This is a genomic window from Agrobacterium sp. 22-214-1 (assembly GCF_053522465.1).
Window position 1 is genome coordinate 426,057 of sequence record NZ_JBNWCK010000001.1, and the last position, 14,146, is coordinate 440,202.

13 protein-coding genes and 1 tRNA gene are annotated in these 14,146 nt (G+C 59.6%); 5 read left to right on the forward strand and 9 right to left on the reverse strand.

The features are described 5' to 3' along the window. Positions 1-511 precede the first annotated feature (511 nt). The 5 genes from ACQZ5G_RS02165 to ACQZ5G_RS02185 form a co-directional block, all read right to left on the reverse strand. Positions 512-586 (reverse strand) — tRNA-Glu (locus ACQZ5G_RS02165). A gap of 303 nt (positions 587-889) precedes the next feature. Beyond that, positions 890-1,663 carry an amino acid ABC transporter ATP-binding protein gene (locus tag ACQZ5G_RS02170; RefSeq protein WP_003524857.1) on the reverse strand — a complete coding sequence of 258 codons (774 nt, stop codon included), beginning with the start codon at positions 1,661-1,663 and terminating at the stop codon, positions 890-892. An 11-nt stretch (positions 1,664-1,674) separates the two neighbouring features. Then, the gene (locus ACQZ5G_RS02175) at positions 1,675-2,832 is read right to left on the reverse strand and encodes an amino acid ABC transporter permease (protein WP_003524858.1); all 1,158 of its coding nucleotides are present in this window, start codon (positions 2,830-2,832) and stop codon (positions 1,675-1,677) included. 2 nt (positions 2,833-2,834) lie between these two features. Further along, positions 2,835-4,031, reverse strand: coding sequence for an amino acid ABC transporter permease (locus ACQZ5G_RS02180; protein ID WP_003524861.1), 1,197 nt, complete (start codon positions 4,029-4,031; stop codon positions 2,835-2,837). Between the two features lie 106 nt (positions 4,032-4,137). Continuing rightward, complete coding sequence (locus ACQZ5G_RS02185; RefSeq protein WP_003524863.1) at positions 4,138-5,160, reverse strand: amino acid ABC transporter substrate-binding protein; 1,023 nt, start codon at positions 5,158-5,160, stop codon at positions 4,138-4,140. A 376-nt stretch (positions 5,161-5,536) separates the two neighbouring features. Between ACQZ5G_RS02185 and ACQZ5G_RS02190 the strand changes: the two genes are divergently transcribed. Then, on the forward strand, positions 5,537-6,724 hold the full coding sequence (locus ACQZ5G_RS02190) for a cystathionine beta-lyase (RefSeq protein ID WP_448736842.1): 1,188 nt from the start codon (positions 5,537-5,539) through the stop codon (positions 6,722-6,724). A gap of 2 nt (positions 6,725-6,726) precedes the next feature. Here ACQZ5G_RS02190 and ACQZ5G_RS02195 read toward each other — a convergent pair whose 3' ends face one another. Both ACQZ5G_RS02195 and ACQZ5G_RS02200 read right to left on the reverse strand, forming a co-directional pair. Then, positions 6,727-7,908, reverse strand: a complete 1,182-nt coding sequence (locus tag ACQZ5G_RS02195; protein ID WP_448736843.1) for an FAD-dependent monooxygenase — start codon at positions 7,906-7,908, stop codon at positions 6,727-6,729. A gap of 30 nt (positions 7,909-7,938) precedes the next feature. Next, positions 7,939-8,184, reverse strand: coding sequence for a zinc-finger domain-containing protein (locus ACQZ5G_RS02200; RefSeq protein WP_035261222.1), 246 nt, complete (start codon positions 8,182-8,184; stop codon positions 7,939-7,941). A 170-nt stretch (positions 8,185-8,354) separates the two neighbouring features. Here ACQZ5G_RS02200 and ACQZ5G_RS02205 point away from each other — a divergent pair, with 170 nt between their 5' ends. The 3 genes from ACQZ5G_RS02205 (at position 8,355) to ACQZ5G_RS02215 (ending at position 10,503) form a co-directional block, all read left to right on the forward strand. Continuing rightward, positions 8,355-9,131 (forward strand): alpha/beta fold hydrolase, encoded by a 777-nt coding sequence (locus ACQZ5G_RS02205; RefSeq protein WP_448736844.1) that lies wholly within the window; start codon positions 8,355-8,357, stop codon positions 9,129-9,131. Positions 9,132-9,333: 202 nt separating this feature from the next. Then, entirely contained in the window at positions 9,334-10,158 is an 825-nt protein-coding gene (gene cysE, locus ACQZ5G_RS02210; protein ID WP_035261225.1) for a serine O-acetyltransferase, read from the forward strand. 141 nt (positions 10,159-10,299) lie between these two features. Continuing rightward, a complete protein-coding gene (locus ACQZ5G_RS02215) occupies positions 10,300-10,503 on the forward strand; it encodes a DUF3126 family protein (RefSeq protein ID WP_003524869.1) in 204 nt (67 codons plus the stop codon). A gap of 55 nt (positions 10,504-10,558) precedes the next feature. Here the strand turns inward: ACQZ5G_RS02215 and ACQZ5G_RS02220 are convergent, their stop codons facing one another. Then, the gene (locus tag ACQZ5G_RS02220; RefSeq protein ID WP_448736845.1) at positions 10,559-11,953 is read right to left on the reverse strand and encodes a cytochrome P450; all 1,395 of its coding nucleotides are present in this window, start codon (positions 11,951-11,953) and stop codon (positions 10,559-10,561) included. A gap of 110 nt (positions 11,954-12,063) precedes the next feature. Here ACQZ5G_RS02220 and ACQZ5G_RS02225 point away from each other — a divergent pair, with 110 nt between their 5' ends. After that, entirely contained in the window at positions 12,064-12,723 is a 660-nt protein-coding gene (locus ACQZ5G_RS02225; RefSeq protein WP_448736846.1) for a TetR/AcrR family transcriptional regulator, read from the forward strand. 97 nt (positions 12,724-12,820) lie between these two features. Here ACQZ5G_RS02225 and fdhA read toward each other — a convergent pair whose 3' ends face one another. Next, a complete protein-coding gene (fdhA, locus tag ACQZ5G_RS02230) occupies positions 12,821-14,011 on the reverse strand; it encodes a formaldehyde dehydrogenase, glutathione-independent (RefSeq protein ID WP_003524961.1) in 1,191 nt (396 codons plus the stop codon). Positions 14,012-14,146 lie beyond the last annotated feature (135 nt).

Consider the following 14,146-nt stretch of genomic DNA (forward strand, 5'->3'; position numbering starts at 1 on the left):
GGGAGTCGAACCCCTCTTTTCAGAATGAAAATCTGACGTCCTAACCGATAGACGAAGGGCGCGTGCGCTTGTGGTGTGGCGCCCTTATAGTCAGGCTCCGGTTGGTCCGCAAGCGGAAAAATTGATTTTTCTTGCTTCGTGACGAGTTTTTTTATGGAGGCCGGAAGGGCTGTGGAAAACTGCGCCCGAACTGGCCAAGGCCTTGACATATCGCCCCTATCGCTGCGCGTCAGTAATGTCCCATGCCTTGCGGGAGGGCCGGGGACACAGTTTCCCAACCCTTAGCTGGCACAGGCTGCCGGCTGGATGAAACGGATGCTGTGGTCGGCTGAAGGGGAAAGGCAAGCCGGTCGATTTGCCTGTTGGCGTTTCGTCCGGCTTGCCTTCCATCGGGGGGACAGCACTCTAACGTGCCCGGCGGGAATCGGTTCCGGCGCATTGAACACGCGTGACGAATTTGCGAGTTGATGCGATGTGGTCATATTTTGAAGGGGGAGAACACGAAGGCAAGTGGCACGCCCTAGGGGAGTCGAACCCCTCTTTTCAGAATGAAAATCTGACGTCCTAACCGATAGACGAAGGGCGCGTGCGCTTGTGGTGTGGCGCCCTTATAGTCAGGCTCCCGAAGGTCTGCAAGCGGAAAAATGCATGATTTGACAAAAAAATGACATGGGCCGCCAGAAGCCCTGAAAAACAAGGATTCCTGTTTCGTAACAATTGGTTAAACTGCGACGCCGGGCCCATTTTTGTGCTCTTGGCGTCTCGAGAGCGGTGGAATCACGGAATCGAAATCGTCGCGCTCGTGCATGGAGATAAAGATTTCAGCAGGTCTCCGGAAACGAAAACGGGGCCGAAACGGCCCCGCTCGATATAGTTGTCGATCGCAGTCTCAGTGCAGAATCTGGCTGAGGAACAGACGGGTGCGCTCGTGCTGCGGATTGTCGAAGAATTCGGCGGGCGAGTTCTGTTCGACGATCTGGCCCTGGTCCATGAAGATGACGCGGTTTGCCACCTGGCGGGCGAAGCCCATTTCGTGGGTTACGCACAGCATGGTCATGCCGTCTTCGGCAAGGCTGACCATGGTGTCGAGCACTTCCTTGACCATTTCCGGGTCGAGCGCCGACGTCGGCTCGTCGAACAGCATGATCTTCGGCTTCATGCAGAGCGAGCGGGCAATCGCCACGCGCTGCTGCTGGCCGCCGGAGAGCTGGCCGGGATATTTGTTCGCCTGCTCGGGGATCTTGACGCGCTTCAGATAGTGCATCGCCACTTCTTCGGCTTCCTTCTTGGGCATCTTGCGAACCCAGATCGGCGCCAGCGTGCAGTTTTCGAGGATCGTCAGATGCGGGAAGAGGTTGAAGTGCTGGAACACCATGCCGACTTCACGACGCACCTCATCGATCTTCTTCAGGTCGTTGGTGAGTTCGATGCCATCGACATTGATCGTACCCGACTGATGTTCTTCAAGCCGGTTGATGCAGCGGATCATGGTCGATTTGCCCGACCCGGAAGGACCGGCGATGACGATGCGTTCGCCCTTCATGACCTTCAGGTTGATATCGCGCAGCACGTGGAAGTCGCCATACCACTTGTTCATGCCGATGAGTTCGATCGCCACGTCCGTTGTCGAGACGGTCAGTTTTTTTGCTTGGGTTTCTGCCATTTGAGCGTCCCTTATCGTTTATGCCCGGTGTCGAGGTGCCGTTCCATGAACAGCGAATAACGCGACATGCCGAAGCAGAATATCCAGAATACGAAGCCTGCGAAAATATAGCCAGTCATGGCGGTGACGGGCGTGGCCCAGTTCGCATCCGATTGGTTGAGTGTGACAATGCCGAGCAGGTCGAACATGCCGATGATCGAAACCAGCGACGTGTCCTTGAACAGCCCGATGAAGGTGTTGACGATGCCCGGAATGACGAGCTTCAGCGCCTGCGGCAGCACGATCAGTCTCGTCTTCTGCCAGTAGTTCAGGCCGAGCGAATCCGCACCTTCATATTGTCCCTTCGGAATGGCCTGCAGGCCGCCGCGGATCACCTCAGCCATATAGGCCGAGGAGAACAGCGACACGCCGACGAGCGCGCGCAGGAACTTGTCGAAGGTCCAGCCGTCGGGCAGGAACAGCGGCAGCATGATGCTGGCGAAGAACAGCACGGTGATCAGCGGAATGCCTCTGATGACTTCGATGAAGAGCACGCAGAGCATCTTGATCACCGGCAGGTTCGACCGCCGGCCGAGCGCCAGAAGAATGCCGAAGGGGAGCGACACCGTGATCCCGAAGAACGACAGGATGAGGGTCACCATCAGGCCGCCCCAGAGCTGCGTTTCCACCTTCGGCAGGCCGAAGACGCCGCCGATAAGCAGGAAAAACGCAATGAAGGGCAGGATGATGAAAAGCGCCAGCGCATTCAGTCGCTTGAACGGCGCTTTTGGAATCAGCATCGGTATCAGCAGGATGGCGAACGCCACCATCACCAGGATGGGACGCCAGCGTTCGTCGATCGGATAGCGGCCGAAGACGAATTGGCCGAGCTTCGCCGAAACGAAGGCCCAGCACGCACCGGACTGGCCGTCCGGCAGCGCGCCGCCCTGCGAAGCGGTCAGGCAGGCGATACGATCGCTGCCGGTCCATACCGCGTCGATGAACAGCCACTTGATGATCGGCGGCACCAGATAGGCGAGCAGGGCAAGGGCGATAACCGTGAGAACGGTGTCCTTCGGCGTGGCGAAAAGTTTGGTGCGCAGCCAGTGGCCGAAGCCGACGGCGCTCGAGGGCGCGGGTTTGGCGTCCTCGATGGTCTGTCGCACGAATGCGTGATTGCTGATCGTCATCGTTATCGCTCCACCAGGGCCATTTTCGCATTGAACCAGTTCATGACCACGGCCGTGAGCAGGGACAGCGAGAGATAGATGACCAGCCAGATTGCAACGACTTCGACTGCCTGTCCCGTCTGGTTCAGGATCGTGCCGCCGACCGAGACGATGTCGGCGAAGCCGACAGCGACCGCAAGCGAGGAGTTCTTGGTCAGGTTGAGGTACTGGCTCGTCAGCGGCGGGATGATGATGCGCATCGCTTGCGGAACGACGATCAGGCGCGTCGTGGTGCTGGAGCGAAGTCCCAGTGCATCCGCAGCTTCCGTCTGCCCCTTCGCCACGGCCTTGATGCCGCCGCGAACGATTTCGGCGATAAAGGAGGCGGTGTAGAAGGAAAGCGCCAGGAACAGCGACATGAATTCAGGTGCGACGACCGCGCCGCCCGAGAGATTGAACCGCCCTGCAATCGGATAGTCGAATGTCAGCGGTGCCCCGAGCGCCAGAAATGTCGCCAGCGGCAGGCCGATGATGAGAAGCGTCGCCGTTATTCCGGTGCGGAACTGCTGTCCGGTTCTTTCCTGTCTGGCCTTCGCCCAGCGGTAAACGAAGACGCTGAGAACGATGGCGACGAGGAAAGCGAGCGGCACGAGCCAGGTGCCTTCTCCCCACAGCGGCTTGGGAAAGAAGAAGCCGCGATTGTTGAGGTAGGTTCCAAGCGGAAGCTCGAGCGACTCGCGCGCCTGCGGCAGAACCGAGATGACGCCCTTGTACCAGAAGAAGATGACGAGTAGCGGCGGGATGTTGCGGAAGATTTCCACATAGGCCTGCGCGAGTTTCGAAATCAGCCAGTTGTTGGACAGCCGGGCGATGCCGACGATGAAACCGATGATCGAGGCGGCGATGATGCCGAAAAACGCAACCTGGATCGTGTTGAGAATGCCAACGAGCAATGCCCGGCCATAGGTCGCGTCGCTGGTATAAGCGATCAGCGACTGGCCGATATCGAAACCGGCTCTTCCGTTGAGGAAGCCGAAGCCGGACGAGATGTTTGACCGTTGAAGATTGGTGATCGTATTCGTCACGATGATCCAGACGAAGGCGGCCAGGACGACGACTGTCAGGACCTGATAAAAAATGCCGCGTATGCGTGGATCGTAGATAAGTGACGACGCGCTTTGCGCGCGCGATCGTTGCGAACTGACCGCGTTGCCTGCCATAGGCACCTTTCCCTTTTATGTGCTCTTTGCGAGCTTATTTATATAATTTGAAGTGGAGGCCGGGCGTCGCCCAGCCTCCTTATGATCTAGCCGGTAATGGGGCCGATCAACGGACCGGCGGTGCGTATTGCAGGCCGCCCTTGGTCCACAGCGCGTTCTGGCCACGCTCGATCTTCAGCGGAGAGCCAGCGCCGACGTTGCGGTCGAAGACTTCGCCGTAGTTACCCACCAGCTTGATGATGTTGTAGGCCCAGTCGTTGGTCACGCCGAGATCGGTACCGATCTTGGTGCCTTCTTCCGTGCCGAGCAGGCGCTTCACGTCCGGATTGGCGCTGTTCTTCTGCTCATCGACATTCTTGGAGGTGACGCCAAGCTCTTCGGCGTTGACCATCGCATAGTGAACCCAGGTCACGATGTCGAACCACTGGTCGTCACCCTGGCGAACGGCCGGGCCAAGCGGCTCCTTGGAGATGACTTCCGGCAGAACGACGTTTTCGTCCGGGTTCTTCAGCTTCAGACGGATTGCATAGAGACCCGACTGGTCGGTGGTGTAAACGTCGCAACGGCCCGAATCATAGGCAGAGGTTGCGTCGGATTCCTTTTCGAAAACGACCGGGTTGTACTGCAGATTGTTGGTCTTGAAGTAGTCGGCCAGGTTGAGCTCGGTGGTCGTGCCGGTCTGAACGCAGACGGCGGCGCCGGAGAGCTCGAGAGCAGACTTCACGTTGAGGCTCTTCTTGGCGATGAAGCCCTGGCCGTCATAATAGTTGACGGTGCGGAAGTTGAAGCCGAGCGACGTGTCGCGGCTGATCGTCCAGGTGGTGTTACGGGTCAGAACATCGACTTCACCGGACTGGAGAGCCGGGAATCGGTCCTTGCTCGAAAGGGCGACGAACTTGGCTTTCGAAGGATCACCGAAAACCGCGGTGGCAATACCACGGCAATAGTCCACGTCGATACCGGACCATTCGCCCTTGTCATCGGGATTGGAAAATCCCGGAATGCCCGCGCTGACGCCGCAGGTGACGAAACCTTTTCCCTTCACATCCTGAAGCGTCGCAGCCGAAGCGACCGAGGCTCCTCCCAAAACTGCTGCGCCGATGGCGGCTGACAGAATTGCCTTTTTCATTTTTCCCAACCTTTGTTTGTTATCGTCACTTGGAAGGGGACCGGCATGTTTGTCTTCCCCAGCTCCCCCTTCAGCGAGATCTTTTTCGATCCGCTTTTTCTATCACAATCACAATTGGCAGCGGGGTCAAGACGTGCGGGCAATAATTGTGCCTATAAAACGGAATTTTCCAAATTTTGGTCGGGAAGTGTGCAAAGGGTGAAAATATAAGCATATTTTTGCGGAAATTTGCACTTGCACAGTATTTGTATACTTCTTGTATTCTGATTGGCGATGCGTCAATCCGACCTGCTCAGGCGTCCCTGCGGGACTTGACCTTGCGTTGCGCTCTTAGCATTGTCGCACGCGTCAATGTTCCTTCGAAAGCTGATCTGAAATGACCAAGACAAATGACCTGCTTTCCGCCGCAGGTGTGAATACGCGCCTGACCCATGGCGGCAACGATCCCGCGGACTGTTTCGGTTTCGTCAATCCGCCCATCGTGCGCGGTTCGACCGTGCTTTTTCCCGACGCGGAGACGCTTTCGACCGAAAACCAGAAATATACCTATGGCACCCACGGCACGCCGACGACGGATGCTTTGTGCAATCTCGTCAACGAGCTGGAAGGGTCTGCCGGAACCATTCTCGTGCCCTCGGGCCTTGCGGCCATCACCGTGCCGTTCCTTGCCTATCTCGGCGCTGGCGACCATGCGCTGATCGTCGATTCCGTCTATTTTCCGACGCGCCGTTTCTGCAACACGATGTTGCGGAAGCTCGGTGTCGAGGTGGAATATTACGACCCGGCAATCGGGGAGGGCATTGAGGCTCTCATCCGGCCGAACACCAAGCTGGTGCATCTGGAAGCGCCGGGCTCCAACACCTTCGAGATTCAGGATGTCAGGCTGATCACGGATATCGCTCACCGGCATGATTGCGTGGTGACGATGGACAATACCTGGGCGACGCCGCTTTATTTCAAGCCGCTCGATTTCGGCGTCGATGTCTCCATTCACGCCGCCACCAAATATCCTTCGGGTCATTCGGATGTGCTGATGGGGTTCGTTTCGGCCAATGAAAAGCACTGGAAGGCGCTTTATCAGGCCAATACCAATCTCGGCATCTGCGTCACCTCTGACGATGCCTATCAGATCCTGCGCGGCATGCGCACCATGGGAATAAGGCTGGAACACCACCAGAAAAGCGCGCTCGATATTGCCACATGGGTGGAGAGCCGTGACGACGTCGTCCGTGTGCTGCATCCGGCGCTGCCGAGTTTTGCCGGGCACGAACTCTGGAAACGCGATTTCAAGGGCGCAAGCGGTGTCTTCTCCTTCGTGCTGAAGGCGGAAGAGGGCAAATACAAGCAGGCGGCGGCGGCCTTCCTCAATGCGCTGACCTTCTTCGGGCTCGGCTATTCCTGGGGCGGATACGAATCGCTGGCCGTTTCGGTTTCGCTTGTCGACAGAACCATTGCCAAGGGCCCGTCGGAAGGGCCGGTCATCCGCCTGCAGATCGGGCTCGAGGATATCGCCGATCTCAAGAAGGACCTCGAGGCCGGATTTACGGCTGCGGCCGGGGTTTGACCTCAGCCTTTGGCGCGATAGCCGTAGAGCCAGTCGAAGTCCTTCAGGAAGGCGTCGGTGGGGCGCGTGGAAAACACGAAGTCCCGCGCAATACGCACCGGGCCTCTCGCGTGATAGGCAAAACGATTGAGAGAGGCCCGCTTGCGGGCCTTTTCTATGCGCGGCAGGCGCAGGGCCTCAAAGCTGGCAAGGGCCTGCGGCAAGGGCAGGGGCTTTTCGGCATTGCCGCCTGCCGTCGCTCCCGCAAGTTCGAAAGCATCCTCTATCGCCATGGCCGCGCCCTGTGCGGCGAAGGGCATCATGGCATGCGCCGCATCGCCGATCAGCACCGTGTCGCGGCCATTGTGCCAGCGGCCCGGGCCGGCCTGATAGAGCGGCCAGAAGGTGGGATTTTCAGACGAATCGAGCAATCGGACGATATCCGGGCTGAAACCGCGAAACTGCTCCAGCAGCATGGCTTTCTGCCGCCCGCTCGATTCCGCCCGCCAGGTTGCGCCGGGATCGGCACCGAGCGCGATGGCGACAATGTTGAAACCACCGACTTCCTTCAGCGGATAGGCGACGATATGGCCGCCGGAACCGAGATAGGCGGTCACCGCGCTCTTGTTGATGGCTGACGGCACATCGTTTGCGGCAACGGTGAAGCGCCAGGCTATATTGCCGGAGAAGGTGGCTGTGGGGGCGGAAGGGACCGCGAAGCGGGCCGCCGACCAGACACCATCTGCGCCGACGATCAGATCATGGTCACGGAAGGTGGTTGCGGCAATCAGGTCCACCGTCGCGTTTTCAATGCGCTTGCCGAGATGCAGGCGGCAGAGCGGGTTGCGTGTCACCGCCTGCAGAAGCGCATTCTGCAGCGTCGAGCGGTGAAGCACGCCATAGGGTGCGCCCCAGCGTGTGTGCGCCACCGCGCCCATCGGCAGGGAGAGCAGCGTGGCGAGCGATTTTCCGGAGGCGAGTTCGACGCTGACCGGTTCGGTCCAGCGCGCTTCGATTTCCGGCAGCACGCCGAGTTCGGCGAGAATGCGGGCGGCATTGGGCGAGAGTTGCAGGCCTGCGCCCACTTCCGTCAGCTCACCGGCCTGTTCGATGATGTCACAGTCGATACCGTGCCGGGCAAAGGAAAGGGCAGCGGTGAGACCGGCGATGCCGGCACCGACAATGGCTACGGATTTGATGGGCATTGGTGCGCCCCGATCAGGAAAAGTGGAAGGTCAGGCGGCCTTCACATGGAAGACGCAGCCCGGAGGATTGGTCTGCTCTGCCTTCAGCGACGGATTGTAGCGGTAAAGGGTGGAGCAGTAGGAACAGACCTTCTCGTTGTCGTCGCCCATATCGATGAAGATATGCGGATGATCGTAAGGAACGGAAGCGCCGGTGCACATGAATTCCTTGACGCCGATCTCGATCATGCGGTGTCCGCCATCGTTCTGGAAGTGGGGAATGGAATGCCCGGCCATGTTCGTCTCCAAATGCAATATCGTTATCGAGCCGCAATCCGTCTTCGCGTGCCGGCTCGTCGTTGCGGATATGTAGCCTCAAACGCATTGCATCTCCATAAAAATCGTCAGCAAAACATGTTCAACATTGCTAATTCCTGCCATATGGTCCGGCAAAAAGGATGTCCTTGATGAATCTCAACACGCCGCAGTTTTCCGATTTTTCCCATGACGGCCTTCGCCTTGCCTATTTCGACGAGGGCGATCCGGCGGGCGATCCGGTTCTGCTGATCCACGGCTTCGCCTCCAGCGCCAATGTCAACTGGGTGCATCCCGGCTGGTTGAAGACGCTAGGGGAAGCGGGCTACCGGGTGATCGCCATCGACAATCGCGGCCACGGCGCAAGCGACAAGCCGCACGATTCCGAAGCATATTATCCTCCGGTCATGGCCGGGGATGCGGTGGCGCTGCTCAACCATCTCGGCATCGCCGAAGCGCATGTGATGGGCTATTCCATGGGCGCGCGCATTTCCGCCTTTCTGGCCATGGCGCATCCGGAGCGCGTGCGTTCGCTGGTCTTCGGTGGGCTCGGCATTGGCATGGTCGAAGGTGTCGGCGACTGGGATCCGATTGCCGAGGCGCTTCTCGCACCTTCGCTCGATGTCGTCACCCATGAGCGCGGCCGCATGTTCCGCGCCTTTGCCGACCAGACGAAAAGCGACCGGCTGGCGCTGGCCGCCTGTATCGAGACGTCGCGGGTTCTCGTCACGCGCGAACAGGCTGAGAAAATCGATGCGCCAACGCTGATCGCGGTCGGAACGAAGGACGATATCGCCGGTTCCGCTGCGGAGCTTGCCGCGATCATGCCGCATGCGCGGGCAATCGACATTCCCGGCCGCGACCACATGCTGGCCGTCGGCGACCGGGTGTTCAAGGCGGCGGTGCTGGAATTTTACCGCTCGCTTTGATCGGGAGCATTTTCAGGAAAAGCGGAGCCCGGTTTTCCGTCCGGAAATGCGGCAACGCTGAGGGCACGGTAAGAAACGGTTTTTCATGCTGCATGAAGAAAAACTGAAGCCTTGCCGCCTTTAAAGTCGTCATTCGAATCCCATTTCTAATGCACGTCTTTTTCTGTATAAAGAACGACCACTGCAAATGAGGAGACCATTCATGGTCGCACGTACCGAGGCCCGTCAGCCCGAACAGCTGGCGATCGTCGATCCCATCTGGGGCAGCCTGCTCAATGAAGCCCGCAGCGCCGCGGCGCAGGACCCGCTGCTTTCGGCCTTCCTTTATTCGACGATCCTCAATCACCGGTCTCTCGAAGAATGTGTGATCTATCGCATCTGCGAACTCCTCGATCATCCCGACATGCAGGCCGTGCTGCTGCGCCAGACCTTCCAGGACATGCTGGATGACTGGCCGGAATGGGGCAGCGTGCTGCGCGTCGACATTCAGGCCGTTTACGACCGCGATCCCGCCTGCACGCGCTTCATGGAGCCGCTCCTCTATTTCAAGGGATTCCAGGCCATCCAGACCCACAGGCTCGCCCACTGGCTGCTGCAGAAGGGCCGCAAGGACTTCGCGTTTTATCTGCAAAGCCGCTCCTCGAGCATCTTCCAGACCGATATCAATCCGGCCGCGCGCATCGGCAAGGGCATCTTCCTCGATCATGCCACCGGGCTGGTCGTCGGCGAGACGGCCGTGATCGGCGACAACGTCTCCATCCTTCACGGCGTCACGCTCGGCGGCACCGGCAAGGAAGGGGCGGACCGCCATCCGAAGATCGGAAACGGCGTGATGATCGGGGCTGGGGCGAAAATCCTCGGCAATATCGAGATCGGCAGCTGCTCGCGCATCGCTGCCGGTTCGGTGGTGCTGAAGCCGGTTCCGCCCAAGACGACCGTTGCCGGCGTGCCGGCGCGTGTGGTGGGAGAAGCAGGGTGTTCCGAACCCTCGCGCCTGATGGACCAGCTTATCGGGGCCGATATCTGACCGGCCCCGCCGCGCTCCGATGGGGCCGGCATTTTCACGGTCGTCCGTGTGGAAGACACGGATGACTTGCCGCTTTCACTTTACTTTGGCCTTTGTCCCATGCCAAAAGCGGGCCAACGCGAACCGCACAGGAGAATAGTGGTGAAAGCCGACGAAATCAAAAAACTCGACGCCTATTTCAAGCGCACCTTCAACCCGACGATGGTGGTCAAGGCGCGTCCGCGCAAGGACGATTCCGCCGAAGTGTATCTTGGCGAAGAGTTTCTCGGCGTCGTTTATATCGATGACGAAGACGGCGACCGCTCCTACAACTTCTCCATGGCGATCCTCGACGTCGACCTCTGATCGTCACCATCCGGTGACGGATGGAGTTTCGCACTGAACCAGTCGCTCGTGGCGGTTACGCCGCGGGCGATTTGTTTTTTCGGCTGCTGACCTGCATCATCAGGCGGTTTTCCGGACGCAGGGTAACCCGCATCAGCGGCTCGGTATCTGCCGGGCCTTTATTTTTGAGGCGAACGTCCTGCAAAAGCACGGCAAGGATTGCGACAGCCTCCATCATGGCAAAGGCATTGCCGATGCAGACGCGCGGACCGGCGCCGAAGGGCATATAGGCATAGCGGTGGCGCGCCTTGACCTTTTCGGGCTCGAAGTGTGACGGGTCGAAGCGGTCGGGTTCTTCCCATAGTGTTGTGTGCCGGTGGACGGCGTAGATCGGCACATAAAGAACGGTGCCGGCCGGGATATCGTGTTCGCCGAGCCTGAAGTCCTGCAATGCCGTGCGTGTCACGACAGGGGCGGGCGGGTAAAGCCGCATCGCTTCCGAAAATACCTGTCTGGTATAGGTCAGGCGGGCGATATGTTCGGCCGCCACCGGTTCACCGGCGGTAACGGTTTCGATCTCGTCGATGACCTTGCGCTCCACGTCGCTGTTTTGCGAAAGCAGATGGAAGGTCCAGGCAAGGCCGAGGGCCGTGGTTTCATGACCGGCCGTGATGAAGGTCAGGAGATTATCGATGATTTCCGTGTCGCTCATCATGCGTCCGGTTTCCGGGTCTTTCGCTTCGAGCAGCATGGAAACCAGATCGTTCCTTTCGATCGGATTCTGCCGTCTTTCGGAAATGACGGTCGCAAGGCTGGAACGAAGATAGCCGACCGCCGCGCGGGCCTTGCGCCGGCCCGGATGCGGGAGCCATTCCGGTGCGCCCAGCATGGCGAGTGCGAAGGTCCAGCCCGTGGGTTTCAGATAATCGGTGATGCTTTGCTCGACGCGGGCTATATCGATCCCATGGCCGCCGGACATCATGGTTTCGACGATGATATGGAAGGTCGTCCGCATCATCTCATGGCCGATATCGATGTCGCCGGCAGGAGATGCGTGCCAGCGCTCTTGCGTGCGGCGCGCGGCGTCGATCATGACCGGCAGCAGTTCCAGCAGCTTCTCGTGCCGGAACGCTGCGGCGACGGATTGTCTTTGCCACTTCCAGTGATCGCCATCGGCTGTCAGAAGCCCCTGGCCGAGCGCGGGGCCGAGGGCGCGGCGCACATCTTCGCCCTTGCCGAGCAGATGGGCGTTCTTGACCAGCGCCTCATGGATAAGCGTAGGGTCGGCAAGATGAACCCGCATGACGCCGCCGAGACGGGTAAAGACCGCCGGCTCGCTGAAAATTTCCGGTGGCAGAGCCTTCAACGGATTGCGGATGAGCGACAGCGCGACGCGGGCTGTTGCGAATTTGGAGACGGGAGCGATTCCGGGCGTATCCGGGGAGGCGGTGCGAAGGTCGGTTCCGGTCATTTACAGGTCCTTTGTCCGCGTTGAACACTTACATTTCCTGTTAAGGTGTATACCTTATTGTGGATATTTAAGGTGCATACCTTAGATTTCAATGGTCGGGTTCGAAATCAATGAAGAAAAGCAGTACCGGGCGGACGGCGGCACGCCCCACACGCCATAGAATTCTCGACGCCGCTCTCACTCTGTTTAACGAGCGCGGGCCCGACCACGTGACGACCGCCGAAATCGCAAGGGCGGTAGAGATCAATGAGGGCAATCTCTATTATCACTTCCGCACCAAGGAAGCGCTGGTTCTGGCGCTGTTTGCCCGGTTCGAAGCCGATGCGCTGGCAATTGTCGGAAAGATTGACGGGGCCGATGAGGGAGCGGCGGCAACCTATGCCGGTTTTCTGCGGCTCTGGTTTTCGCTGGTGTGGGACTACCGGTTCCTGTTTCGCGATCTGGTCGGTCTTGTCTCTTCCGCCCCGGCGCTGGTGGAGCCCGTGCGCACCATAAGCGCCGCGATGCGCCTTGCCGTCGGCGATATCGTCGCGCGCATGGAGAAAGCGGGCCTCGCCGCGATACCCGAGGAAGAGCGGCCTGCCGTTCTGACGAACCTCTGGATCGTCTCCACCTATTGGGCGTCCTATCTCAACCTTCAGGAGGGTATCACAGAGTTCGGTCCGCCGCAGCTGGACTGGGGATTGAAGCAGGTCTCAAGCCTGTTCAGACCCTATCTCTCCGCGGAAGCGAAAGCCGAGCTGGAAGCGCTGCTGGTAGGGGAGCCGTAAGTTTCACCGGGTAGTGACAGAGCCGGAAAACAGCGACGCCCGCGACGATATCCGTCGCGGGCGCTTTTACGATTATCAGCCATACGCCGCTGAAGTATCAGGCGGCCTTCAGCAGATCGCCATGCGGATCGAGAACGAACTTGGTGGCCGCGCCCTGATCAAAGCTTTCATAACCCTGCACCGCATCGTCGAGCGCGATGATCTTGGCGTTGACGATATCGGCAATCGGCAGGCGGTCGTGCAGGATCGCCTGCATGAGCTGGCGGTTATATTTCAGCACCGGCGTCTGGCCGGTGTGGAAGGATTGCGCCTTTGCCCAGCCGAGGCCGAAGCGTAGCGACAGGCTGCCCTGTTTCGCCGCCGCATCCACCGCGCCGGGGTCTTCGGTGACATAGAGGCCCGGAATGCCGATGGAGCCGGCGGCGCGGGTGATTTCCATCATCTGGTTGAGAACGATGGCCGGCTGTTCGCCGCCCGCATGGCCGCGCGCTTCGAAGCCGACGGCGTCGATGGCGCTGTCGACTTCGTTGGTGCCGACGATTTCGGCGATCATGTCGCCCAGCCGGTCGCCCTTGGAAAGATCGACGGGTTCAAAACCGACTTTTGCCGCGTGCGCAAGACGATCCTTGTTGAAATCGCCGATCATGACGACCGCAGCACCCAGAATGCGGGCGGATGCGGCGGCGGCAAGGCCGACCGGGCCGGCGCCCGCGACATAGACCGTGGAGCCGACGCCGACGCCCGCCTTGACGGCGCCGTGGAAGCCGGTCGGCAGAATGTCGGACAGCATGGTGAGGTCGCGGATCTTCGACATCGCCTTGTCGCGGTCCGGGAACTTCAGCAGGTTGAAATCGGCATAGGGGATGGTGACATAACGGGCCTGTCCGCCGATCCAGCCGCCCATATCGACATAACCGTAAGCGCCGCCGGCGCGGGACGGGTTCACCGTCAGGCAGACGCCGGTATCCTGCGACTTGCAGCAGCGGCAGCGGCCGCAGGCGACGTTGAAGGGCACCGAGACGATATCGCCGATTTCCAGCATCTCGACATCGACGCCTTTTTCGATGACTTCGCCGGTGATTTCATGGCCGAGGACGAGGCCCGGCATCGCCGTGGTGCGGCCGCGCACCATATGCTGGTCGGAGCCGCAGATATTGGTGGAAATCACCTTGAGAATGACGCCGTGCTCGATACGGCGTCCATCCGGCGCCTCAAGCTTCGGGTCGTCGATGTCGCGGACTTCGACCTGACCCGGCCGCATGTAGACGACGCCTCTGTTCCTGCTCATATCCATCTCCTCCATGGTTTGAACACCGTACCTGTCCGCTCCTCCGCAGACAGGTGACTCCATGGGTGCAGCAAACCATGTGAGGGGAGATGTGGCGTTCGGGAATACGACACGCGGTGTGGTCGTAACGACACC